This window comes from Actinomadura rubrisoli (genome assembly GCF_004349215.1).
In the GTDB taxonomy this organism is placed as follows: domain Bacteria; phylum Actinomycetota; class Actinomycetes; order Streptosporangiales; family Streptosporangiaceae; genus Spirillospora; species Spirillospora rubrisoli.
The window spans coordinates 58,239-80,624 of sequence record NZ_SMKU01000005.1 but is presented as its reverse complement, the minus strand read 5'-3'; the positions used below and the strand labels follow the sequence as shown (position 1 = coordinate 80,624).

Genomic DNA, 22,386 nt, shown 5'->3' with positions numbered 1-22,386 from the left:
GCAAGAACCCAGGCCGCGCCTTCATCGATGCCCCCGGCGACGGCGGCTTCGCCACCGCGCCGGACCTGGTCCGATTCGCGCACGCACTGCGCGACGGCACCGTACTGGACCCGCACTACGCCGAGCTGCTCACCGGGCCTAAGATCCCCCATGCCCCCCAGGGAGGTGGCCTGGCCCGCCGGGCAGCCCCCGCCGACGCGTCGTTCGGGGCGTACACGATGCCGGTCAGCCTCGTCGACGGCCAGTGGCTGTGGAGGCGCGCCGGCGGCGACCCCGGTGTCGGCGCCAACTGGACCATCTACCCCGACACCGGCTGGGTCGGTGTCGTCCTCAGCAATTGCGACACCGCGCCGCCGCAAGAGATCATCGAGCAGGAGACCCAGGCCGTCACCGGCCGACGCTGAAGACGCCACGCAGCCGCGCGTGCCCGGAGTGCCGGGCACGCGCGGCGCACAATCGCACCAATGACCGAGCCGCCTTCTGCCCTCTCCGACCGTAGAAACCTCTGCACCCACGTAGTACGCCGACACTCATCCTCCCCACCGCGCGACGACCTCGTCCGACGGCGAGGCTGGCGAGGTGCTGGTAGCGGGATTCGGCCCGGAGCTCGGGGGCAGCGCGGCCGGAGGCAGCCAGGTGCTGGAGGGCCGAGCGCCGGAGCGGGGTGGAGGGGCCAGCCGATGTCAGTCATTGCTGCGTCCTAGGGTCCTGGGTGGGGTCGGCGTACATGCGCGGGCAGCCGTGGTCGATCGCTTCGGGGCGCAGTTCGTAGTGCCAGGGCTCGTTCCTATAGATCTGGCACAGCCCGTACTCGGCGCCGTGTTTCGACAGCCACACCGTGGCATCGGAGTGCCCGATGTCGACCGCCTCTCCTTTCACGTGAAGCGAGGTCGCCGCGGTTGACACCCATCGGGCGGCCTCTTCCTCGGATCCGTACTTGGAGATCGCTTCGCGAAGAAGCTGATTCTGGTACGCCGGGGAACGCCAGCCGCTATTGACATAGAATTTTATTCTATCGTTCGCGGCGTCCGTCGCAGCCCGGCGGAGAGCCTTGAGGAGATCGCGATCGAGCTTGGCCACGGCCGGAGTCGCGTCGGCGAAAACCGTGACACCGTCGGGGACGAGACCGTCGTCCTCGCCGACCGGACCACGGCGTTCGCTGCGAGGACCATTCTCGCCGGGTGCACCAGGTTGCGCACCGCGAGGAGCTTTCTGGGGCGATGCGGTGAAGGACCGCGAGGCGGCCGAGGAGGACGAGGATTTCTGCGACTGATAGCCAAGGACCGCGCTGATCACCACGATGACGAGGACCAGGCCAACGCCGAGAATCCAGTGAACCTTGCGGGACGCCTTTGGCGTCGAGACCGGTATTTGGGACATGCTGCCAGTTAAGACAGGGCGAGGTTGCCAGCACGTATGAGATTCTCGATACGCGGACGATATATGCCGACCTGCGCCAGGAAGCGATCGCGGCCGACATTGACACGCGGCCAGAGATCGGGCACGAGGGGAGGTCATGGATAGAGCGCCTGGGGTGAGCGTTCGCCTCAAACTCACCCTCACCCCGCGATCTGCCGGCGGGAGCGGATGCACCGGGGCCGGCAGCGTCTGACGGCTGGGCGCCGGCACTGGTCAGCGTGTTCCGATCCGGCGACGATGGCCATGGATCAGACCGGCCATGAAATCCCGGGTCGACGGCGACAGGTCCAGCGCAGCCGCGATAGGACAACTCCAGAAGCTCCTGGCAGTGCGGTCGTTTTGGTGGACTCCGCATCTGCCAGGAGCTTCGCCGCTCCATCATCGGATCTCGCACCCCGGCAACCACCTGTGACCAGCAAGATCTGATCGGCCGCGCGGTCGAGCTCTGGACAATGCCGTGCGCGTGGGGCGGTTGTGGCCGTGGTCAGGGGACGCGGCGCGCCACGGCACCCGCTTCATTGGTGGCGTCAATGGTCCAATCCACTATCTCCCAGCCGCGCCCCTCAAGGAGTTCGACGGCTGAGAACAGTTCGGCCCATTGCTTGTATGTGCCCTTCACGAAGACGTACCTGTAAGGACATGCGTCCAGCAACCCGGCCTCTTCCAGGAGGTCGTTGGCATGGACGACGCGTTCCTTCTCAAGTCGTTTGGCGATTCTGCTCATGACAGAGATCATGCCGTAAAGCAGGGGAAATGGCAATGCGGATCGGGACCGTGAGCCCATTCCGTCGTGCTGCGCCGACAAGGGGTATGTCGGCGCGGGTGGAGCGATCGGCACCCCGTATAAGCATAAAAGGGACTGCAAGACCGGCAAACGCAGCGGTTGGATCATGGCTTCACACGTTCGGATTGCCGGCTGATGGGTCCGGGCACGGTGGCGGCGTCGACCAGGCGCGCGACCAGTTGCTCGTAGGTCAGTCCGGCTGCGGCGAACATTATCGGTACCTGGGACTCGGCCGTCATTCCCGGCATGGTGTTGACTTCGTTGAGAACGGGTCCGTGGTCGGTGAGGAAGAAGTCGATGCGGGCGACACCGGCGCAGTCGAGCGCGTCGAACATCCGCAGCGCCGCCCCGGTCAGGGCTGCCCGGTCCGCGGTGCCGAGGTCGGCGGGCACACTGAACCGGGCTGAACCGTCGTACTTGGACTGGGTGTCGAACAGGCCGTCGGCGTGGATCTCCAGCGGCGGCGACGCCCATCGGCGGCCATCGGCCTCGCGCAGGACGGCCACATCGATCTCCCGGCCCGGGACGACGTCCTCGATCAGGATCCGGTCGTCGAATCGCGCCGCGCCGCGCAGCGCGTCGCGGAGCTGGGAGGCGTCGCGTGCCAGGGCGACACCGAAACTCGACCCGGCCGAGGCCGGCTTCACCACCACGTCCGTCTCGAACCCGATATCGGCGATCTCTGCCGCCGCCGCCAGCCGGCCGTGGGCGGTTCGGATCCCGACGGCCTGCGCCACGAGCTTGGTCGCCCACTTGTCCATGCCGATCGCTCCGGCGCGCAGGCCCGAGCCAACCATCGGCGTGTGCGCCAGGGCGCACAACGCTGCGAGGGTCCCGTCCTCGCCGGACGGGCCGTGGACCGCGGGGAAGACGGCGTCGGCGCGTTCAATGACGGTCAGTGCCGCCGCCAGGGAACCGGTGGCCTGCGACCCGAGCGCGTCCGCTCCTTGGCTCCATACTCCGTCGCGGTCGATGGTCAGCTCGTCAACGTCGAATCCGCTAGAGCGCAGCGCCTTCGCGACCGCTGTGGCAGTGGCCAGGGAGACGTCGTGCTCGGCGTTCTCTCCGCCGCCGATCACCACGATTCGCCGTGTCATGTGATGCTCCTTTTCACACGCGGCCCGATGCCGGTGACGATGGTGTGCGGAATGGTCCCGGCCCAACGGGCCCAGTCGTGGATGGTCGGGGTCGCGCCCCCGTCCGGACCGAACACGGTCGCGGACGTGCCGACCGGGACGGACTCGGCACCGGTATCGATCACGATCTGGTCCATCGAGACCCGTCCGACGACCGGGAGACGGCGCCCGCCGATCTCAACGCCGGCCTGGGGCGAGATCTCTCGCGGGATTCCGTCGGCGTATCCGACGGGCAGGACGCTCAGATGGGTGGCACGATCGGTGACATACGTGCCGGCGTAACCCACCGGAGTGCCGGCCGGGGCCGCCGTCGTGTGCACGATCGGTGCGGTCAGACGGGACGCGCCGTGCATCTCCACGGTCCCGGACGGGTCGATGCCGACCAGTCCCGCCCCGACGCGGACCATGCCGAAATGTGTCGCCGGGTCGGTCAACGTCCCCGACGTGGCCGCGAGATGGGCGACCGTCGAACCGAACCCCGCCGTCCGGACCGCCCGCTGCGCCTCGCGCATACCGGCGACCGCCGCCGCGTTCGCCGCGGGGTCGGCCCGGTCGGCCAGCGGAAGGTGCCCCATGACACCCACGACGCGGAGCCGCCGAGCCTGTTGACCGCGCTGCGCGAGACCGATCAGCTCGTCCCACTGCCCGCGGGAGCAGCCGCCACGCGACATTCCGGTGTCCATATAGAGATGAACCCGCACCGCCGACGCGGCTCGCGCAACGAGCGCACCGAGTTCGTCCACCGACCCGACCGCGACATCGACCCTGGCGGCCGCCGCCGCCTCAGCGTCGATCCCGCCCGGGTGCAGCCAGGCGAGGATCGGCACCGCCAGCCCCGCGGCGCGCAACGCGGACGCCTCCGCGACGCTCGTCGTCCCGAGCCACCCGGCACCGGCGGCGACGGCGGCTTTGGCGACCGTGACGGCACCGTGGCCGTAACCGTCGGCTTTGACCACGGCCATGATCGTGTTCGGAGTCCGCGCACGAATCCTGGCCACGTTCGCGGTCACCGCCACGGGCAGCGTCTGCAAGGTCGGCGGTCGAAAGGTACCTGGTCGGCGCTGAAGCGCGACCGGGACCCGATTCACGCCCGCATCCTCGGGTCCGCATACATCGGCGGGCAACCGTGGGCCTCTGCATCCGTCGCCGCCCCACGAAGGTGCAGGGCGAGCTTGCCCACCGCCGGTGCCTCCTCGTCGAAAACGGAGACCGCCGTCCCGGCGGGAATGACACCGTCCCCCTCGTCCAGAGCGGTCTTCCTGCCAGCCGACTGGCCGACCGTCGTCAACGAACTCTGCGGAGCGGACGCCGCGAACGGCCACTGCACGATGAACGCATCGATCGCCGCAACGAGGGCCGCCAGACTGACGAGCACGATCCTGCGCATACGACGGGCCGGCGCTGTCAGTGATGCGCTGTGGTCCATGCCTCCACTGAAGGCGGAAGAGTGTTGCAGTGGCGTATGGGGTTTTCGATAAGCTCGCGATACACGCAACCCCTGGTATCAAGGAATAGCCGCGACCCCGGGAACGGACCGTCCCCTCCGGCGCGGGACGGTAGCGCAGACGTCGGCGGCCCCGACCCGTCCGGGCCACGGCCGCCGACGTCCTCGCGGCTGCGCACTGCCGCAGTGGACCTTCCGGAGGGATCAGGGGTGAGCGGGCACCGGCTCGGCGTCCCCCGTGCTCTCGGCGTCCTCCGTGACGGCCTGGCGTCCGGGGCGCGCGGTGTTCATCAGGACGGCGACGATCAGTGCGCCGACCAGCAGGATCCCCGCGGCCCAGGTGCCGGCTGTCACGAAACCTTCCAGCATCGCCTTCTTGGCGAAGGCCGGGCTCCTGCCCTGCGAGGCATGCGAGGCCAAGTAGTCCGCGGTCGCGCTGGTGGCGATGGTGTTGAGCAGAGCGGTACCGATCGAGCTGCTGATCTGCTGCGCGGTGTTGACGCTGGCCGAGGCGATGCCCGCGTCGCGCTGGTCGACGCCGTGGGTGGCGTAGTTGAAGGCCACCGGCATGATCATGCCGGCCCCGAAGCCGAGCAGGAGTCCCGAGACCAGCACGCCCTCGACGTAGGCGGTGTCGGTCTCCATGGTGCGCAGCCACAGCATGCCGGAGGCGATGAGCAGCATGCCCGGGACGATCAGCGCCCGCGGCGGGGCCTTGGGCAGCAGCCGGGCGGCGAGCCCGCCGGCCGAAATCAGGACCGCCACGGTCATCGGGAGGAAGGCCACGCCCGTCCTGATCGGCGAGTATCCCTTGACGATCTGCAAGTAGTAGGTCATGAAGAGGAACGCCCCGAACATGCCGACCATGGCCAGTCCCACGCTCAGATAGGCGCCGCCGCGGGTACGGTCGGCGATCAGGCGCGGCGGCAGCATCGGCTGCGGCACCCGGCTCTCGACGAAGGCGAACGCGGCGAGCAGCACCGCGCCCCCGGCCAGCAGACCGATGGTCTTCGCCGAGCCCCAGCCGTCGGACTCCGCCTGGCTCGTGCCGTAGACGATCGCGACCAGCCCGCCGGTCACCAGCAGCACGCCGGGAACGTCGAACCGGGCCCGGCCCCCGCTCCGCGACTCGTCCAGCATCATGTACCCGCCGACCACCGCGATCAGGGCGATCGGGACGCTGACGTACAGGCACCAGCGCCAGTCCAGGTAGTCGGTCAGCGCCCCGCCGGCCAGCAGCCCGATCGCGCCGCCCACGGCGGTGATGGCGCCCCAGATCCCGAACGCCTTGGCGCGCTCCTTGGGCTGGGTGAACGTCACGGTCAGCAGCGACAGCGCGGACGGACCGAGCAGCGCGGCGAACGCGCCCTGAAGGGCACGGGCGCTCAGCAGCATCTCGAAGTTGCCCGCCGCACCGCCGAGGGCCGACGCGCCGGCGAAGCCGAGCAGTCCGATCAGGAAGGTCCGCTTGCGGCCGGTGTAGTCGGCGATCCGGCCGCCGAGCAGCAGCAGGCTGCCGAACGCCAGCGTGTACGCGGTGATGATCCACTGCCGGTCCCCGTCGGAGATCCCCAGATCCCGCTGGAGCGACGGCAGCGCGATGTTCACGACCGTCCCATCCAGAACGATCATGAGCTGGGCCAGCCCTATGAAGAACAGCGCGGCCCAGCGGCGCGAATCTGGCGCCGGGGCCTGCGCCTTCGTGGTTGACATGACGTCGTCCTCACTCGTGGTGCCGCGTGCCGCGCGGATCGTTCGCGCGGCGTCCTGACGATCACGGGACGTCGCCGACCCGGGCCCCGTAACAGCGCGGGCGTGTGACGTGGGTCATCGCTCATGGGTGTCACAAAACGGTGGGGATCGGCGTCTAGTGCATGTGGCAGGAATGAGGTTGAGCAGGCGGGAGCCAGGCATGAGCCAGCGCAGCGAACGCACGACGGACACAGCCGAGCCGCTCGACCATGTGGAGTCGGCGACCGAGGTGTTCGTTGCCCATCGCAACCTGCTGTTCACCGTCGCCTACGAGATGCTCGGTTCGGCCGCCGACGCCGAGGACGTCCTTCAGGAGACCTGGTTGCGATGGGCGGGCGTCGATCTGGCGACCGTCCGGGAGAAACGCGCCTACCTGGTGCGGATCGTCACCCGGCAGGCGCTGGACAGGCTGCGGGTGCTCGGTCGGCGTAAGGAGTCCTACGTCGGGCCGTGGCTGCCCGAGCCGCTGCTGACCGCGCCCGATGTGGCCGAGGACGTCGAACTGGCCGACAGCGTGTCGATGGCGATGCTGCTGGTGCTGGAGACGCTCGCGCCGGTCGAGCGGGCGGTGTTCGTGCTGCGCGAGGTGTTCGCCCTGGACTACGACGAGATCGCCGAAGCCGTCGACAAGACCCCGGCGGCGGCACGCCAGATCGCCTACCGGGCACGGACGCACGTCGCCGCGCGCCGGCCGCGCGGCGTCGTCTCCCCGGCCGAGACCCGGGCCGCACTCGGGGCCTTCCAGCGCGCGGTTGAAACCGGCGACCTGCAGCGCCTGCTCGACGTCCTGGCGCCGGACGTCGTCGCCCTGAGCGACGGCGGCGGCATCAAACATGCCCTGCCCCGGCCCATCGTGGGGGCCGACAAGGTGGCTCGCCTGCTGGCCGCCGGCTGGTGGAAGCGCGACGCCGAAAGGTCGGTCGAGGTGGTACAGATCAACGGTGGCCCGGGGCTGCTCGTCCGGGTCAATGGGGAGATCGACGGCGTGGTGGCGGTGCGGGTCGAGGACGGCTACGTCACCGGCGCCTACCACGTGCGCAATCCCGAGAAGCTGTCGCATGTGGAGCGGGAGACCGCAGTGAGCCGCTGAGGCCGGGGGAGGCCCATCCACCACCGGTCCGCGTAAGCCGCAGCCACGTCTCCTGGACGGCGTCGTCCGCGTCGGCGTACGAGCCGAGGATGCGGAACGGACACTGGATCAGGGGCGTCGCGTCTCTGGTCGCGGGTCGCCGCGAAGAGGACGGCCCTCGACCACGATGGTGATCGAGGGCCGTCCTTTTCGCTGTACGTCAGGCGGGGGTCTCGGCGGTGGCGGTCAGGACCGCGCGGCCGAGGGTGTGACCGGCCATGGTGAAGCCGAGGAAGGCCGGGGTGGCGTCGGCCGGGACGCCGATGGGCTCGACGTCGAGGGCGTGCACCACGATGAAGTAGCGGTGGGGGCCGTGTCCGGCCGGCGGGGCGGCACCGATGAAGCGGGCCATGCGGGCGTCGTTGGGCAGTTGGAAGGCGCCCTCGGGCAGGCCCGAGCCGGTGTCGTCGCCGGCGCCTTCGGGCAGCTCGGTGACGGTGGCGGGGATGTCGGCGGCCGCCCAGTGCCAGAACCCGGACCCGGTGGGGGCGTCGGGGTCGTAGACGGTGACGGCGTAGCTCTTGGTGCCCTCCGGGGCGCCGCTCCAGGACAACTGCGGCGAGATGTCCTTGCCGCCGGGGACGCCAGAGGAGAACTGCTCGGGCGGCCAGGCGGCGCCGTCGGTGACGGTGGTGCTGGTAACGGTGAAGGAGGCCGCCTCGGGAAGGCGGGCGAAGGGGTTGTCGGCGCTCATCGTGTCATTCCTTTCAGGCCGTGCTGTGCAGTGGCGGTGATGCGGCCGGCGGACGCCCTATCGCGCAGGGACACGCCGTCACCCTCATCCCGCCCTGAATCGACCATAGCACGAATAATCGATTATCTGGTGGATCGTCTATGATGCTCGGCATGACCCAGACCTCGACCCCACCGGGCAAGCAGATGCTCTCCGAGCAGATCTACGCGCACCTGCGGGACGCCATCATGCGCGGGACCTATGCCCCCGGCGACGCCCTCAAGCCGCAGGACCTCGCCAAGGAGCAGGGCGTGAGCCTGGCCGTCGTGCGCGAGGCGCTCGTGCGGGTGGTCGGCGAGGGCCTCGCCGACCGGCTGCCCAACCGCGGCTTCGCCGTCCCGGCCTTCTCCGACCGCCGCTGGCAGGAGATAGCAGAGGCCCGCCGGACCATAGAACCGGTCGTGCTGCGCATGTCCATCGAGCGCGGCGACGTCGACTGGGAGGCCCGCGTACGAGCCGCCCACCACCGTCTGGCACGCACCCCGGTATACGTGCCGGGGGAGGGCGAGTACTACAGCGACGCATGGGCCGAAGCCCATCGGGTCTTCCACCGCACCCTGCTGGAGGGGTGCGGCAACCCCGCCCTACTGGAGACCTTCGACCGGATGTGGACCGCGAGCGAGCTGACCCGCCGGTGGTCGGCGCACCGCGTCTCCAACCGGGACGGCGTTGCCGAGCACCGCCGACTGGAGGAGACGGCGCTGGCCCGCGACGCAGACGCCGCGGCCGAGGCGCTGACCCGGCACCTCACCTTGACCGCGGTCGGACTGACCGACCGTCCCCGTCCCGAACCCGCGAAGGAGGCCTGACCCGCCTCGCCGACCTGGCCGGACGGGACGCTGGGGCGATGGTTCAGAGCCAGGTGGTGCCGAGCCAGGCGGTTGCTGCGGCGGCTGCCAGGAGAGCGATGTTGAGTCCGATCTGCCGGACCTCGCCACGGCTCAGGTGGACCGTGATGCCGCCGATCTGGATCAGGACGAGGCCGATCGCCGCGGCGATGGCGAGCCAGGACGCGATCCCGGTCAGCGGCGGCAGGATCAGGCCGACCGCGCCGAGGACTTCCAGGACCCCGATCACGCGGACGAGCGGCATGGGAACGGTGTCGACCCAGCCCATCATCGGCTGGAGCCGCTCCTGGCTCTGAATGACCTTCTTGCCTCCGGCGTAGAGGTAGAAGACGGCCAGGAGGGCCGCGACGATCCAGTAGGAAATCTCCATGCGGGACACCTCGGAGGCTAGTGACATGGCGCCGGCCACGATCGTTACCGGTCGTAAGTAGCCTCATGATGCGTCACTATTGAAGGCCCTACAAAAGGCACACGCGTGTGCGTTACACACAGGGGCTGTCATGTCGGAGTACGAGCACACCTGCATGATCCGAGGAGACGGAGGACGGACGATCCGCGCCATCCTCGACCGCATCTGCAACAAGTGGACGTTGCTGATCGTGGCGACCCTCGATCAGGGAAGGCTGCGGTTCACCGACCTGCACCAGCAGATCCCCGGCATCTCCCAGCGCATGCTGACCCTCACGCTCCGGAACCTCGAACGCGACGGCCTGGTCTCCCGGACGGTGCACGCCGAAGTCCCGCCGCGGGTCGAATACGCCCTGACCCTCACCGGCAAGAGCCTGATTCCACCCGCATTGGCCCTGGCCGGCTGGGCCATCGAGCACGTCCCGCACATCGAGGCCAGTCGAGAGGCCTACCAGACTCGAAACCAATAGCCCCGAGCCCGCCTCTGGGTGGATCGCGAACGATCTTGGGTTTAAGGGACCGACGCATCAGCGATTGTGGAACGGCCCATCTTGCTCGCCGCTTGGGTTCGGTCCGTTGGCGGCGGCCTTGCGTGGAGCCTTGAACGGCTTCCAGGGCAGGCAGGCGCAGGTTGCGAGAAGGAGCATGACCGCGACCGCGATGGCGAATCGTGGCGTGGTGACGGTCGCCAGGAGGCCCCAGGCGAGAGTGCAGACGGCGCGTGCGGCGTTGGAGCTGATCGTCCAGGACGTGAGGACGCGGGCGAGCTCGTGGCTGGGGGTGTTCTCCAATCTGTGGGTTGCGAAGACGGGGCTGAACACGCTCATGAAGAACACGGTGCCGGAGTGGATCGCGGCCACTGCGGCCAGGCCGAGCCAGCCTGGCCCAACGAAAGGGAGCCACGGCAGCCATAGCACCCGGGCGACGCCTGCCGTGAGCAGCACCGTCCGGGGGCCTCGACCGGCCACGATGCGCCGGCTGAGCCGAGCGCCGACAACACCCGCCGCGCAGGGAACGCCCACCGACAGTCCGTACTGGAATGCGCTGAAATGAAGGTCTTGCAGCATCATCACGGCCAGGATCGGGGTGATCGCGGTGATGAGCGTGCTGACGACCACCGTGTTGATGAACAGGAGCCTCAGCGCGGTGTCGGACCAGATGTGGCGCCAGCCCTCACCGAGCCCCCGCCACCAACGGTGATCAGTGGTTCGGGGCTGCGGCTCCGGTTCCGGCGTGGCGATCGACCGGATGCCGATCGCGGACAGCAGGTAGCTGACGGCGTCGGCCATGACGGTGACGGTCGGCCCGAACACGGCTATGAGCAGGCCGCCCACCGGTGGCCCCACGGTCGTGGAGGTCCACAGGACGCTCTCGAACCGGGCATTGGCCTCGATCAGGTGGTCGCGGGCGACAAATGACTTCAAGTGGGCGCCCGAGGCCCCGGCGAAGACGATCTGGCACACCGCCACCAGCACGCACACCACGACCAGGTGGAGGTAGGTCAGCGCGCCCGCCGTATAGGCGACCGGCACGGTCACCAGCGCGCAGAAGCGCGTCAGATCCGCAGCGATCATGATTGGACGCTTGCGCCGGAACTCGATCCACGGTCCCACCGGTAGCGCGAGCAGCGCCCCGATCGCCCCGCCCAAGGCTGACAGCAGCGACACCTGCAGCGCGTTGCTGGACAGTGCGATCGCCGCGACCAGCGTGAAGGCGTGGGTGGCCACCGCACTTCCGACCGCGCTGACCGTGTAGGCCGTCCAGAGGCGGGTGAAGTCGGAACCCAAGCGGATCGTTGTACCCCTGGCCGTACGGGAAGGCGCCGATCGGTTCTCGACCTGCCGGGTCATGAAGGCCCGGCGCCGAGCGGGACGCATGGTCCGAACGACGCCACCTGCCCCCTCAGAAACAACCCTCAACCAGCAAGAACCCCAAGATCATAGCCACCGGTGATCCTTACCCGGCACCGTCCGGCGATGCTGAAGACTCCACTGTCGAGGTGCCCAGCGCGGACAGGAAGGCCGCGGCGGCGGGGGAGGGGCGGAAGCGACTCCAGATGAGGTGCTCTACGCGGGCCGGAGCGTCGCTGAGCCGGACGATGGGCAGACCGGGGAGTTGGGACACGAAGGCGGCGGGCAGCATCGCGATGCCCAGACCCTGCTGGATCAGGCGGGCGATGAAGTCCACGGCCGTCACCTCGAAGGCGACCTCGCGTCGCACTCCGGCCGCTGCGAACGCCTCGTCCGTTTGGGCCCGGGCGGCGGTGCCGGTGGGGAAGTCGACGAACGGCTCGTCCGATAGCCGGCGCAGTTCCACGTGCTCCTCGTCCGCCAGAGGGTGGTCGGGCGACACCACGGCGACGAGGTCGCCGTGTGCTAGTTCGCGGCCGCGGACGCCCTTGGGCCGCGCGCCCGGTGGAAGCCCCAGGAAGGCGGCGTCCAGAGCGCCCTGCCGCACCTGCTCGATCAACTCCTCGCTCGCGCCCGAGCGGAGGCTGATCTGTACCTCCCGGTAGCGCAAGTGGAACTGTTTCAGCGCAACCGGCAGATCGACCGCCGCGACCGTGGGGATGGCGCCGATCGCGAGCCGGCCGCGGATCTCGCCGGCGACGGCCGCCACCTCGGCCCGCGCCCGCTCGGCGGCGTCGAGAGCCTGCCGGGCCGCGGGAAGGAACGCCTCGCCTGCGGGTGTCAGCCGGACGCGGCGGCTGGTCCGGTCGAACAGCTTGGTGCCGAGTTCTCGCTCCAGACGGGCGATCTGGTGGCTCAGCGCGGATTGGACGACCAGGCACTGCTGGGCGGCGCGGGTGAAGTTGCTTGTCTCGGCGACAGCGACGACGTAGCGCATTTGCTGAAGCTCCATGAATCAATCGTGATCCACGATCGTTCCGATGACAAATATGCGTTGGACTCATTGATCGTCCATCGCCCAGGCTGAGGCCATGACGGCGATGAGATCTCACACCGGCGGCATACCGCGCGGGCTGCTCCTGCTGATGTCGGCGGCGACCGGGCTGGCGGTCGCGGGAAACTACTTCGCGCAGCCGCTTCTCGACCTGATCGGCCGGGAGTTGGGAGTCGGGTCCTCGCTGGCGGCACTGATCGTGACGGCCGCGCAGGGCGGGTACGCGCTCGGGCTGATCCTGCTGGTGCCACTCGGCGACCTGATGGAACGGCGGCGGCTGGCCGTGTCGCTCTACGCGGCGACCGCCGTGTTCCTGCTGGTGTCGGCCGCCGCCCCCAACGGCACGGTGCTGTTGGCCGGCACGGCCCTGACAGCGCTGACCTCGGTCGGGGCCCAGGTGGTGGTGCCGTTCGCGGCGACCCTGGCGGATCCGGCCGAGCGCGGCCGGGTGGTCGGCACGGTGATGACCGGGCTGCTGCTCGGCCTGCTGCTGGCGCGCACCGCGTCCGGAGCACTGTCGGAACTGGGCGGCTGGCGGACGGTCTACTGGGTGAACGCGGTCCTGATGGCGCTGATGGCCGTCCTGTTGCGCACCTTCCTGCCCCGGCTCGGCGGGGCCGACCGGCGCCTGTCCTACCCCGGACTGCTGCGCTCGACGGTCGCGATGTTCCGGTACGAGCCGCTGCTGCGATGGCGGGCGGGGATCGGCGCGTTGAGCATGGCCTCGTTCAGCGTGCTGTGGACCGCGATGACCTTCCTGCTGGTGCGGTCGCCCTACGGCTGGTCGGAGTCGTCCATCGGCCTGTTCGGCCTGGTCGGCGCCGCGGGTGCGCTGACCGCCATGGTGGCGGGACGGCTCGCCGACCGCGGACACGTCCAGATCGTCACCGGCGCCGGGACGGTCCTGCTGCTGGCCGCCTGGCTGGCCATCGCCGCCGGCGCGCACTCACTGTTCTCGCTGCTCACCGGTGTGATCGTGCTGGACCTGGCACACCAGGCGATCCTCAACAGCACCCAGAACGTCCTCTACGCGCTCCGGCCCGAGGCCCGCAACCGCATCAACTCCGCCTTTATGACCTCCTTCTTCCTCGGCGGTGCGATGGGTTCCGCGCTGACCTCACTGGTCTGGGCGCACAGCGGCTGGACCGGCGTATGCGTCCTGGGCGCTTCCCTCTCAACCGGGACCATCGTCCTTTGGCTCCTCGAACGCCTCACCGCCAACGGAAGCGCAGCCCACCAAGACGATGTCCCAACGCCAGTCGCCTCAACAGCCAATTCAAGGAGCTGAACCATGCACACCAAGGGCGTGTCGCGCACAGTGCTGATCACCGGAGCCACGGGAACCGTATCCACCGCACTGATGAAAGCACTGGAAGGGGCCGATATGCACCTTCGCGCTCTCGTCCGCGAACAAGCACACGGACTCTACGGGCAGAGCGCCGAGGTCTTTGCCGGCGACCTCGATGACGCCAGGTCGCTCCCACCCGCCTTCGAAGGCGTGCAGGACGTGTGGCTGCTCACCCCGAACGGCCCGCGCGCTCCGGAGAACAATATGAACGCCTTGTGGGCCGCGCGCCAGGCCGGGGTGGAGCGCATCGTGCGCTTGTCCGCTGTCGGCGCGGCACACGACGCGCCGAACCGCAGCGGCAGGCTGCACGCGCTGTCCGACCGGGAGACCGAGCGGTGCGGCATGCGCTGGACGATCCTGCGGCCACACTGGTTCATGCAGAATCTGCTGAACGAGGCGGGCGACATATCCGCCACCGGCGCGTTCTCGCTGAACATGGCCTCGGCGCGGATCGGCATGATTGACGTACGCGACATCGCCGAATGCGCTGCCCGCGTTCTCCTCGACGACCCAGCCCGCCACCACGGCGAGGCATACACCCTCACCGGCCCGCGCTCGCTGACCTTTGACGAGGTCGCCGATCAAGCGAGTATCGCTCTCGGCAGGCCCATCACATACCTTCCGGTCAGCGACGACGCCAAGCGCAAAGCACTGCTCGGCTATGGCGTTCCGAAATGGATCGTCGACATGCTTGAGGAGTATGCGCAGGCATATTCCTCCGGCTGGGGCGATTTCACCACCGATACGGCCGCTGACCTTCTCGGCCGCCCCCCGGGCGACGTCGCCGACTTCGTTCGCGACCACGCCGCAGCGTTCACCTCGGCCGACCACAGCTGGCGTAGGTGAGTGCGAGATGATCCCCGGGCTGTGTGGCGCTCTGAACCGTTTGTGCTTCACGCTTCGGGCCGCTTCCGCTTCACGCGGCCGGACTCTGGCCAGAGTCCGGCCGTCGCTGTCGTTGTCGCCGAGGACCTGGGGTGCAGACGGGGGCATCGGCTAGTGTCATGCGCCTGAAATTCGTCGGCAAAATCGTGTGAGGGATTCGAGAATCTCGGCGGACGGCCCGTACCGCTTTCGAGGTGTTGCCTGATGCGTGGAAGATGTCGTAGACGGGAAAAGTTTGGTGGCACACCACCAAGTCGGTCGGACTACCTCGTGGTCCAATACCGCCTCAGTGAGTAGCCTATCCGGTGAAACGCGCTGGCCCGGCTGGGCCCTGGAAGGGCCCGGCCGGGCGCGCGAACGACTGGTGCCTAGTAATCCGCTAGGCACCGCATATCATCGGGGCACACACACGACCTGTGCGTCCATGGAGCGAGCTCCGCCGAAGCCACTGACGTTTTTGGCGTATATTCTCCACCCCTCGCCATCGGGATATGAATCGGTTATTACCCCTCGACTGTAAAAACCTCCACCACCGCTAATGGCGATGTACTCAGACGGGCAGGCTACATATGCGCTCGCTGCTGTTCCATCGGGTACGAGCACGTTCTGAGATTGCCTGAACTGAGTGTAGACGCCGTTGGCGCATACCGCCTGCGAGTGGATGCTCACCTGATCGCCGCTGAAGTTTTCGCGGTAGCTCACAAAGTCGTCGATCGGTATGATTGGAAGAAGAAGACTGATCGACGTGCGGCCGCCATCGCCGATGTCCATCGGTGAGCCGCCACCGATGACCTTCCCTCTGGTGCATTCTGCGCGGACGTTCTGACCGGCTTGGCCGCCGACACTGGCTTTGGCTGTGGCCAGGTTGTAGTCGCTCAGACCGCCGACGCACACGGCGTAGGTCGTAAAGGTCGCGTCGGTGTTGCCGAAGTTGCCGACGGATACTTGCCATCCTGACCCGTCGTCCAGCGCACGGCTTTCAAGAAGCTCTACCGCTCCGGAGCCGCTGCTGTTGAGCTCACCTCCACCGGCGACACCTCCTCCACATTTAATATAGGCCCACCATATTTTGCCTTTTGGTACAGTGATCGGGCCGTATGTTTGCATATTCCGCGAGGTGGCGGCTGCGTTTTGTTTCGCGGTCTTCTCTCTCTGAGGTGGCGTCTTGGTGACCGACTTGCCGGGCTGTGTCGACGGTCGGCTGTTGACCTTTACAGTGCCGATCTCCTTGGCGCCGGCGGCCTCGGTGGCTTGCCGCTGCGGGTTCGGCGTGCTCGCTGGCGACTGCGCCGAAGCCGGCCGCGGAATGGGTGCAGCGGAGGCGGCACCACCCCCGGCAAGACAAGTGGTAAGCCCGACGGCGATCACGCCCATCAGGCCACCTACCGACCGAACCCACCGAGAGCCGGTCACCCGGCGACTCATGAACAACATAAAGCTCCCCCTTAGAGCCCTCGTCCGTACTGTTTCGTCATCTCAGCGGCATCGACCCAGACGCCCGGCGCATTTTCGGGTGGCGTGGATCTCTTTGCCGGGACCACACCGATCCGCGATAGCCTGCCCACGTAGCGAACACGGGTTTCGGCAATCTTCAATAACGCGTCCTTCCGTTACGGCTTATCGAATCCGGCAATCGCCCAATCAGGGCGGTTGTCTGGATGGCCAGTATGACCCCGCACGAAGTCCTCAGTCATAGCCCTCGCGAATTCCTGAACCCTGATGCCCGCCTTTGTATGCTGGCGATGCGCTAGTCCGGCAGGGGTAAAGGTCCAGGTCGACATGCCTCCCCATGGCCGGTGAAAGCTGGGCTGGGCGAAACCTGCTTCCTCCGGGACCGTCCGGCATGATTAACCGAATATCGATTACCTACGTTCAGGATGAGACGCGAACGTGACGGGGGAAAGACCTATTCCGCTGAACGGAACAGTCGCCGCGTTGACGCGCCACGGCGCGGGCTCGCCCTGGCGTCCTTGGAGAAACTCGCGGCGACCATGTCACTGAGATCGCCGGACCGCTCAAGCCACCAACCCTGCACTGTTCCGCGGACAATGCCATGCGGCTGCCGGCGATCCCAGCTCCACCCAAGGACCTTCCCGGGTACGCGGGACAGGGCGAGGTCATGCCGTTGGCCTGGGTCCATACCGCCGATGGCCCGGTGGCCGTCGGAGTGCCGCGCGCGGACACTCCGTCCACATTTGCGGTCGGCCTGGCCGGGGCGGGCAAGAGGTCGGCCGATTCCTGGCCATCGCCCACGCCGGGTGTGGCGCGGCCTATCTCGACTTCCACGAGCCGCTCAGCGGATCCGCCCGTACCTGGTCGATCAGGCCGACCGGGTCGTCAACATCGAACTCGGACGGACCCGACGCCGCCATGGCGAGCAGGTCGGTTGGAACCCGCTCGTCATGACAGGCCGTACCGCCGCCGATATCGAACGACGCGTCGACGCGGTCGTAGACGCGGGCGCCGCCACGCTCCGTTGGGACCAACGCAGCCGGCTGTCTCGCCCACCGGCACCGGCAGTCCGACCGCTGGCCGACCTGCGCGGCCCCCCGCGGCCGCGCCCTCGCCCTGCGCACCATTCATCCTGTGAACCGTTGTTGAATCCTTGATCACGGTGATGGGCGTGTGCGGTGCGTAGCCGGAGTGTGGATGTTGTTGCGTTGCGGGGGGTTCGCCGTGGCCGGTCGGCGGGCAGAAGGGGCAGTGGCTGGTGCGCGCCGGTCCAAGGCGTATCACAGACGTCGTCGCAGGCGGGACCGGAAAGCGCTGACGGCGACGGTGATCTCGGCGGAAGCGGCCGCGTTGCTGGAGTCGCTGAGGATGCGGCGGGCCCGGCTGGCGGCATGGACTCGGTGTGCGGGGTGCTCAGAAGAGCGTACAGTCCCCTCCAAGATCGCGAAGTGGGACCGCGGTCACCAGGTTGCTTCCACTAATTCCATTGGCCATCTCCCCAACCGCATAAGGGAACCGGGCCTCGTGCACAGCGCAGAAGGATGGATCGCCGAGCCGCTCCGGAAAAATTGGGGGCAATATGCCGATCACCCTGTGGGCACCCGGTCTGGACTCGGAGGTGACTGTTCCGCCGGTCGCGGCGCCCCTACCGCCATTCCCTTCCGACTCCAAGACGTAGACGGCCTCCCGAAACCGCTGGACGACCGCGATTAACTGATTACCGCGCCACGCCGGCCCCGTTCCCACCTTTCCGGAATCCCACCATCCGAACGAAGAGACAGCCCCACGCCGGGACTCGCCGGACTGGTCCCTGGTGGTAACAGCCATCGATTTCCTTCCGTACTCATCATTTTCTCTATAACCTAGGACCCAACTGAGTTCGACCGTCCATGGAGCGGGGCCGGACCGAACGGGAGAGCACGGCGCAAGTCGGAACGCTCACTGGATCGTCTGGGGCGGACGGCCACCGGTTTCGGTCGCCTCCTTTGCCGCGAGTCCATGCCCGTATCGGTGTTGGTCATATATTCCAGTAGGCATCAGCACGCTAGGGCAGCCAAGGGCTCATGCGCGTTCGATGTGTCGCACTTGATCGATGTGTTGCATTCTTACGAAAAGACCTCCGCGGGCGGGTGCGGCTACCAGGCCGTCCATCTGATCGGGTCGAGAACGGGGTGGTCCGTCGCGGGGCGCGGACGGCTCCGGGGCGGCGTAGCAGACCTCCATCCCGTTGCGCACGTTGGCGGTGGTGTTGGACCGGAGCGCTGCAGCAGCCGGTGTCCAGCGCCACCGCGCTGCCCGCAGTTACGGACACGAGAAAGGCGCCCCGGTCGATGAGCGCCGGGGCCCGTGGACCATGGCCTGGCCGCCACGACCGCAGCGGGCGCCGTGCTCGTAGCAGCCAGGCCATGAGGGCAGAGGTAACCGCGCTGGTGGGGCCCGGGCACGAGGTACAGGCCCGTTGGAGGACGTGCCGGCGGCGGTGTCGACCTCGGTTGGAAGCTGCGTGCGGCCGGGCGGCGGGCCGGATGGCATCGGCCAGGTCTACTCGTTCCACATGACCTTTGTCCTACTCGCGCGACCCATTCCGCTGTTTCACCACAAGCCAGGACCTAGTGGGGCTTTTGAGGTGAGTAGTGGACGGGTGTGTACCCCCCGATCCGCTCTTGGAGGTGGAGTGGATGCCCCTCCGGGAGCCCCAAGACGTGCGGGCGCGGCTGGAGGAGTTCGCCGCCGGGGTGTCCGCTCCGTTCGCGCGTGCTGATCAGCGGCGGTGGGCGGTGCGGTATGGATGTTCTCCGGCTGAGCCAGCACCAGCTGAACGCCCTTGTCGTCGGGTCGCAGACTGGCGTGCGGTCCGACGGTCGCGGTGATCAGCCGGGTGATGCGGGTCAGCTCGGTGTTGAACTGCCGCCGTTCGTAGGCCGGCCAGTCGGCGACCTCGGTGGGAACCGGTAGCCCTCCTTGACCGTCCAGGTCAGCGGCGTCAGGTGTTCCAGCGCCGCCTTCTCCTTGATTCACTCAAGGCCCTTGCGGACGTAGTACTCGCTCAGGCCGGTCGCGACCATCAGCTGCTTGGTGGTCAGTCCGGCGGGCCGGGCCTCCATCAGCGTCACCCGGACCCGCTCGCCGCAGACGTTGGCGGGAACGCGAGGCCGGCGTCCGCGAGGCTTCTTGCCGCCCTCGGAACCAGGCACGACACGCCGCCGGTCACTGGTCGCGCAGGATCGCGGCCAGGGCTTGGTCCAGCGTCAGGTTCCCAGTCTCGGCGGCCTGCTCGATCCAGTCGGTGGCGGCCCGCACCCGCCTGAGGCGGTCCAGGATCGCCTCGCGCTCGGCACCGGTGAAGCAGTCGTCGTGCAGCGCGGCCATGCACCGTTCGGTGGCGGCGGTGAACGCCGCGCAGGCGCCCAGCAGGTCGATGAGCTCCATCCGGCGGTTCAGCCCCGCCAGCACCGGCGCGACCGGCTCGACGTTGCGCTGATACGCCTGCATCGTATGCTCGGCCTGGGCGGTGTTGACCATCTGGCGGGCGGTGCGCTGACTGTTAGATCGCCGACCGGCAAGCCGTCCGCGCCTGGGCGGTAGCGCCTCGCCGGGGCCTCTCGCGTCGATCTGTCTGGACGCGCAGCGCCCGCACGCGGCTTCAGTTGCCGGCTGGGAAGGCGTGGCGGCGCGCCACCACCACGACGGCCAGGGCGGCTGTGACCAGGGGGAGGGTCGCCCACGGCAGGGCCCCGGCGCTCGCCCCCTCCAGAAGGAGCCCGCCGATCAGGGAGCCCCCGGCGATGGCGGCGTTGTAGACGGTCGTCTGCATGGACGTGGCGACATCGGCGTGGACGGGGCCCGACGCGTTCACCAGCGCGGTCTGGATCAGTGTCGGCGCACCGCCGAACGCCGCTCCCCACACGGCCACCGCGACCAGGAGGACGCCAGGGACGTCGCCCGCCAGTCCCAGTGCGAGCATCGACATGGTCAGCAGGATCAGGGCGCACGCCAGGGTCGTCCGAAGGAAACGGTCGATGAGGACGCCCGTTAGCCATATCCCGGCAACCGTGGAAAGCCCGAAGACGAAGAGAACCAGACCGGTGTGCCCGAAGCCGGAACGTTCCGAGAACGGCGCCATGTATGTGTACATCGCCTGATGTCCCAGGAGCAGGAGGAGCGTCACCGACAGGACGGCCAGGATGCCGGGCAGCACCGCGATGCGACGCAACGGAACGCGCTCGGCGGCCGCCTCGCCCGGGAAGTTCGGAACCTTCCACCTCACCCATACCGCCAGGACGAGCCCAACCGCGGCCAGGAGACCGAAGCTCGCGCGCCAGCCGAAGACCGAGGCCACCGCCGTCCCCGCTGGGATCCCCAGGGAGAGCGCCACCGTGATGCCCGCCAGCACGATCGCGATGGCACGGCCGCGCCGTTCGGCCACGACCATGCGCGCGGCGTACCCGACGAGCATCGCCCACATCGTCCCGCCCATGACTCCGGCCAGCAGCCGCGCTCCGAACGTCACGGCATAGGACGAGGAGAACGCCGTGACCGCATTGCAGAAAGCGAACCCGGCGAGCGCACCAATGAGGACTGGACGGCGAGGAAAGCCCCGCAACGCAGCGGTGACGGGAATCGCGGCGAGGAATGAGGCGACCGCATAGCCGGTGACGAGGAAGCCGATCCGCGCCTCCGGCACGTCCAATGCCCCGCTCATGCGCGGCAGCAGCCCCGCCGGAAGCAACTCGGTCATCACGGCGGTGAACGCCGCCGTGAACAGCGCCAGGAGACCGGGCCACGGCAGTCCCGCCGTCGTGGAGACGGCCGGGGGACTCGTCGCCGGGACGGTTGGCATGCGACCATGCTCGGGCCTTCACATTAATGTGAAGGCAAATGTGATCCCGATCACCTGCCTGAGGAGAGCCGTGCGGATCGGTGAACTGTCGCGGCGCACCGGCGTCCCCACCCGCCTGCTGCGCTACTACGAGGAGCAGGATCTCCTGCATCCGCGCCGCGCCGACAACGGCTATCGCGACTACGACGAGCCGGCGGTCTGGCGCGTCCAGCAGATCCGCGGCCTGCTCGACTCCGGCCTCACCACCGAGATCATCCGCAGGATCCTGCCGTTCCTCGACAAGCCCGACGCCATTCACCCGCACCCCGACTGCCTCACCCCCGAGACGGCCGGGCTGCTGCGCCGCGAGGCCGAGCGGCTCCAGCAGCGCATCGAATGCCTGGCCCGCAACCGCGACGCGATCTACGCCTACCTCTCCGCCGTCCGTTCCCCGAGGACGGAGGACGAGACGTAGGGGCGCCGTCTCAGCGAGTCGTGCCGAGCGCGCCTGCCAGTCCCTTGACGACCTCGGACGCCAGCACGGCGTGGCCCGACACGGAGAAGTGGATGCGGTCCGCGCTCAGCAGGTTCGGCCGGGAGTTGATCGGGTGCTCCCACATGTCGACGAGCACGGCGTCATGCTCAAGGGCCAGCTCCCGGATAATGGCGTTGAGCCTGCGCACCCTGTCCCACCAGTCCTGGAACTTCGGCAACACGAACGCGTTGCCCAGCGCGAATGTCGTCAGCTGGGCGCCGGTACCTGCTGCGATCTTGAACATGCTCCGCAGGGACCGTTCGATGGCGTCGAAGTCGGGCTCGGGTCGGAACAGATCGTTCGCTCCGTTCGGCAGGTGGAGCAGGTCGGGACCGAACGCGATCATCTGGTCCATCTGCGTTTCCAGCGTCCTGGCGGTCGTCGCTCCGATTTCTGCGATCTTCACATAGGCCAGATCGGGCTGGACGCGACGTAGGACGTCCGCGACCCGATCGGGCCAGCCCAGCGTGGCGTAGCCCGGGCTCGGATCCCCGATCCCCGCCGAGAGGCTGTCGCCGATCGTCGCGAATCGCCGCCAGGGCGCGCCGTCCAGGAGCTGCGCGGCGCTCGCCGCCGACAGGCAGAAGGGGTCGGATTCTTCGGTCAGGGGGTTCGCTGCGGTGGTCACAAGGTAAAAGTACGACCGTTCGTTCTTTTGGGCAAGCCCCGCAAGAGCGGGCCGAGGACGCGCCGTTCCCGTCCACATCACCGAGGCCGGCCGACGGATCGCCGCGACGACCGGACGCGCCACCTGGTCCCGCTTTTCGCCCAGCTGACCCACCGAGCAGCG

Annotated in this window: 23 protein-coding genes; 7 read left to right on the top strand and 16 right to left on the bottom strand. The window is 68.3% G+C overall.

What is annotated here, in order from left to right; translation table 11 throughout:
• A partial coding sequence (locus E1298_RS02890; protein ID WP_165975267.1) for a serine hydrolase occupies positions 1-404 on the top strand: 404 nt, incomplete at its 5' end.
• A gap of 283 nt (positions 405-687) precedes the next feature.
• Here the strand turns inward: E1298_RS02890 and E1298_RS02885 are convergent.
• From E1298_RS02885 to E1298_RS02860, 6 genes are all read right to left on the bottom strand, one after another.
• Positions 688-1,380 carry a M15 family metallopeptidase gene (locus E1298_RS02885; protein ID WP_131889145.1) on the bottom strand — a complete coding sequence of 231 codons (693 nt, stop codon included), beginning with the start codon at positions 1,378-1,380 and terminating at the stop codon, positions 688-690.
• A 523-nt stretch (positions 1,381-1,903) separates the two neighbouring features.
• The gene (locus E1298_RS02880; protein WP_131889144.1) at positions 1,904-2,143 is read right to left on the bottom strand and encodes a hypothetical protein; all 240 of its coding nucleotides are present in this window, start codon (positions 2,141-2,143) and stop codon (positions 1,904-1,906) included.
• A gap of 164 nt (positions 2,144-2,307) precedes the next feature.
• Positions 2,308-3,300, bottom strand: coding sequence for a D-alanine--D-alanine ligase family protein (locus tag E1298_RS02875; protein WP_131889143.1), 993 nt, complete (start codon positions 3,298-3,300; stop codon positions 2,308-2,310).
• Positions 3,297-4,370, bottom strand: coding sequence for an alanine racemase (gene alr, locus E1298_RS02870; protein WP_207944400.1), 1,074 nt, complete (start codon positions 4,368-4,370; stop codon positions 3,297-3,299). The genes E1298_RS02875 and alr overlap by 4 nt, the downstream gene beginning before the upstream one ends.
• A 53-nt stretch (positions 4,371-4,423) precedes the next feature.
• Positions 4,424-4,765: a hypothetical protein gene (locus tag E1298_RS02865; RefSeq protein WP_131889141.1), complete on the bottom strand. Its 342-nt coding sequence runs from the start codon at positions 4,763-4,765 to the stop codon at positions 4,424-4,426.
• 222 nt (positions 4,766-4,987) lie between these two features.
• Positions 4,988-6,496, bottom strand: coding sequence for an MFS transporter (locus E1298_RS02860; RefSeq protein WP_131889140.1), 1,509 nt, complete (start codon positions 6,494-6,496; stop codon positions 4,988-4,990).
• Between the two features lie 199 nt (positions 6,497-6,695).
• On the opposite strand from E1298_RS02860, the gene E1298_RS02855 reads away from it, so the two are divergent.
• Positions 6,696-7,625, top strand: coding sequence for an RNA polymerase sigma-70 factor (locus tag E1298_RS02855; protein ID WP_131889139.1), 930 nt, complete (start codon positions 6,696-6,698; stop codon positions 7,623-7,625).
• A gap of 199 nt (positions 7,626-7,824) precedes the next feature.
• Here the strand turns inward: E1298_RS02855 and E1298_RS02845 are convergent, their stop codons facing one another.
• Positions 7,825-8,358 (bottom strand): YbhB/YbcL family Raf kinase inhibitor-like protein, encoded by a 534-nt coding sequence (locus E1298_RS02845; protein WP_131889138.1) that lies wholly within the window; start codon positions 8,356-8,358, stop codon positions 7,825-7,827.
• Positions 8,359-8,510: 152 nt separating this feature from the next.
• Here E1298_RS02845 and E1298_RS02840 point away from each other — a divergent pair, with 152 nt between their 5' ends.
• Positions 8,511-9,206 carry a GntR family transcriptional regulator gene (locus E1298_RS02840; protein WP_131889137.1) on the top strand — a complete coding sequence of 232 codons (696 nt, stop codon included), beginning with the start codon at positions 8,511-8,513 and terminating at the stop codon, positions 9,204-9,206.
• 43 nt (positions 9,207-9,249) lie between these two features.
• On the opposite strand, the gene E1298_RS02835 is transcribed toward E1298_RS02840, so the two are convergent.
• Positions 9,250-9,615 (bottom strand): DoxX family protein, encoded by a 366-nt coding sequence (locus E1298_RS02835; protein ID WP_131889136.1) that lies wholly within the window; start codon positions 9,613-9,615, stop codon positions 9,250-9,252.
• 130 nt (positions 9,616-9,745) lie between these two features.
• Here E1298_RS02835 and E1298_RS02830 point away from each other — a divergent pair, with 130 nt between their 5' ends.
• Entirely contained in the window at positions 9,746-10,123 is a 378-nt protein-coding gene (locus tag E1298_RS02830; RefSeq protein WP_131889135.1) for a winged helix-turn-helix transcriptional regulator, read from the top strand.
• Between the two features lie 57 nt (positions 10,124-10,180).
• On the opposite strand, the gene E1298_RS02825 is transcribed toward E1298_RS02830, so the two are convergent.
• Together E1298_RS02825 and E1298_RS02820 are read right to left on the bottom strand one after the other, a co-directional pair.
• Positions 10,181-11,440 (bottom strand): MFS transporter, encoded by a 1,260-nt coding sequence (locus E1298_RS02825; protein WP_207944399.1) that lies wholly within the window; start codon positions 11,438-11,440, stop codon positions 10,181-10,183.
• 169 nt (positions 11,441-11,609) lie between these two features.
• Positions 11,610-12,515: a LysR family transcriptional regulator gene (locus E1298_RS02820; protein WP_131889134.1), complete on the bottom strand. Its 906-nt coding sequence runs from the start codon at positions 12,513-12,515 to the stop codon at positions 11,610-11,612.
• 79 nt (positions 12,516-12,594) lie between these two features.
• Here E1298_RS02820 and E1298_RS02815 point away from each other — a divergent pair, with 79 nt between their 5' ends.
• Positions 12,595-13,845 carry an MFS transporter gene (locus E1298_RS02815; RefSeq protein ID WP_243725356.1) on the top strand — a complete coding sequence of 417 codons (1,251 nt, stop codon included), beginning with the start codon at positions 12,595-12,597 and terminating at the stop codon, positions 13,843-13,845.
• A gap of 3 nt (positions 13,846-13,848) precedes the next feature.
• Positions 13,849-14,751, top strand: coding sequence for an NmrA family NAD(P)-binding protein (locus E1298_RS02810; protein WP_243725355.1), 903 nt, complete (start codon positions 13,849-13,851; stop codon positions 14,749-14,751).
• A 432-nt stretch (positions 14,752-15,183) separates the two neighbouring features.
• On the opposite strand, the gene E1298_RS02805 is transcribed toward E1298_RS02810, so the two are convergent.
• From E1298_RS02805 to E1298_RS02785, 5 genes are all read right to left on the bottom strand, one after another.
• Positions 15,184-16,164 carry a hypothetical protein gene (locus E1298_RS02805; protein WP_131889133.1) on the bottom strand — a complete coding sequence of 327 codons (981 nt, stop codon included), beginning with the start codon at positions 16,162-16,164 and terminating at the stop codon, positions 15,184-15,186.
• A gap of 896 nt (positions 16,165-17,060) precedes the next feature.
• On the bottom strand, positions 17,061-17,276 hold the full coding sequence (locus E1298_RS02800; protein WP_131889132.1) for a hypothetical protein: 216 nt from the start codon (positions 17,274-17,276) through the stop codon (positions 17,061-17,063).
• A 1,980-nt stretch (positions 17,277-19,256) separates the two neighbouring features.
• Entirely contained in the window at positions 19,257-19,436 is a 180-nt protein-coding gene (locus E1298_RS49260; protein ID WP_207944398.1) for a hypothetical protein, read from the bottom strand.
• 13 nt (positions 19,437-19,449) lie between these two features.
• A complete protein-coding gene (locus tag E1298_RS02790; RefSeq protein WP_279497642.1) occupies positions 19,450-19,854 on the bottom strand; it encodes a DUF6192 family protein in 405 nt (134 codons plus the stop codon).
• Positions 19,855-19,885: 31 nt separating this feature from the next.
• Complete coding sequence (locus tag E1298_RS02785; RefSeq protein ID WP_131889130.1) at positions 19,886-21,082, bottom strand: MFS transporter; 1,197 nt, start codon at positions 21,080-21,082, stop codon at positions 19,886-19,888.
• A 70-nt stretch (positions 21,083-21,152) separates the two neighbouring features.
• On the opposite strand from E1298_RS02785, the gene E1298_RS02780 reads away from it, so the two are divergent.
• Complete coding sequence (locus E1298_RS02780; protein WP_131889129.1) at positions 21,153-21,536, top strand: MerR family transcriptional regulator; 384 nt, start codon at positions 21,153-21,155, stop codon at positions 21,534-21,536.
• A 10-nt stretch (positions 21,537-21,546) separates the two neighbouring features.
• Here E1298_RS02780 and E1298_RS02775 read toward each other — a convergent pair whose 3' ends face one another.
• Positions 21,547-22,377 carry an SGNH/GDSL hydrolase family protein gene (locus E1298_RS02775; protein ID WP_243725354.1) on the bottom strand — a complete coding sequence of 277 codons (831 nt, stop codon included), beginning with the start codon at positions 22,375-22,377 and terminating at the stop codon, positions 21,547-21,549.
• Positions 22,378-22,386: the final 9 nt, after the last annotated feature.

Coding starts and splice junctions, on each gene's coding strand:
- E1298_RS02880 (WP_131889144.1), bottom strand. CDS start 2,143: ATGAGCAGAATCGCCAAACGACTTGAGAAGGAACGCGTCGTCCATGCC.
- E1298_RS02860 (WP_131889140.1), bottom strand. CDS start 6,496: ATGTCAACCACGAAGGCGCAGGCCCCGGCGCCAGATTCGCGCCGCTGG.
- E1298_RS02830 (WP_131889135.1), top strand. CDS start 9,746: ATGTCGGAGTACGAGCACACCTGCATGATCCGAGGAGACGGAGGACGG.
- E1298_RS02805 (WP_131889133.1), bottom strand. CDS start 16,164: ATGGGCGTGATCGCCGTCGGGCTTACCACTTGTCTTGCCGGGGGTGGT.
- E1298_RS02885 (WP_131889145.1), bottom strand. CDS start 1,380: ATGTCCCAAATACCGGTCTCGACGCCAAAGGCGTCCCGCAAGGTTCAC.
- E1298_RS02845 (WP_131889138.1), bottom strand. CDS start 8,358: ATGAGCGCCGACAACCCCTTCGCCCGCCTTCCCGAGGCGGCCTCCTTC.
- E1298_RS02815 (WP_243725356.1), top strand. CDS start 12,595: ATGACGGCGATGAGATCTCACACCGGCGGCATACCGCGCGGGCTGCTC.
- E1298_RS02820 (WP_131889134.1), bottom strand. CDS start 12,515: ATGGAGCTTCAGCAAATGCGCTACGTCGTCGCTGTCGCCGAGACAAGC.
- E1298_RS02855 (WP_131889139.1), top strand. CDS start 6,696: ATGAGCCAGCGCAGCGAACGCACGACGGACACAGCCGAGCCGCTCGAC.
- E1298_RS02810 (WP_243725355.1), top strand. CDS start 13,849: ATGCACACCAAGGGCGTGTCGCGCACAGTGCTGATCACCGGAGCCACG.
- E1298_RS02865 (WP_131889141.1), bottom strand. CDS start 4,765: ATGGACCACAGCGCATCACTGACAGCGCCGGCCCGTCGTATGCGCAGG.
- E1298_RS02785 (WP_131889130.1), bottom strand. CDS start 21,082: ATGCCAACCGTCCCGGCGACGAGTCCCCCGGCCGTCTCCACGACGGCG.
- E1298_RS02875 (WP_131889143.1), bottom strand. CDS start 3,300: ATGACACGGCGAATCGTGGTGATCGGCGGCGGAGAGAACGCCGAGCAC.
- E1298_RS02840 (WP_131889137.1), top strand. CDS start 8,511: ATGACCCAGACCTCGACCCCACCGGGCAAGCAGATGCTCTCCGAGCAG.
- E1298_RS02835 (WP_131889136.1), bottom strand. CDS start 9,615: ATGGAGATTTCCTACTGGATCGTCGCGGCCCTCCTGGCCGTCTTCTAC.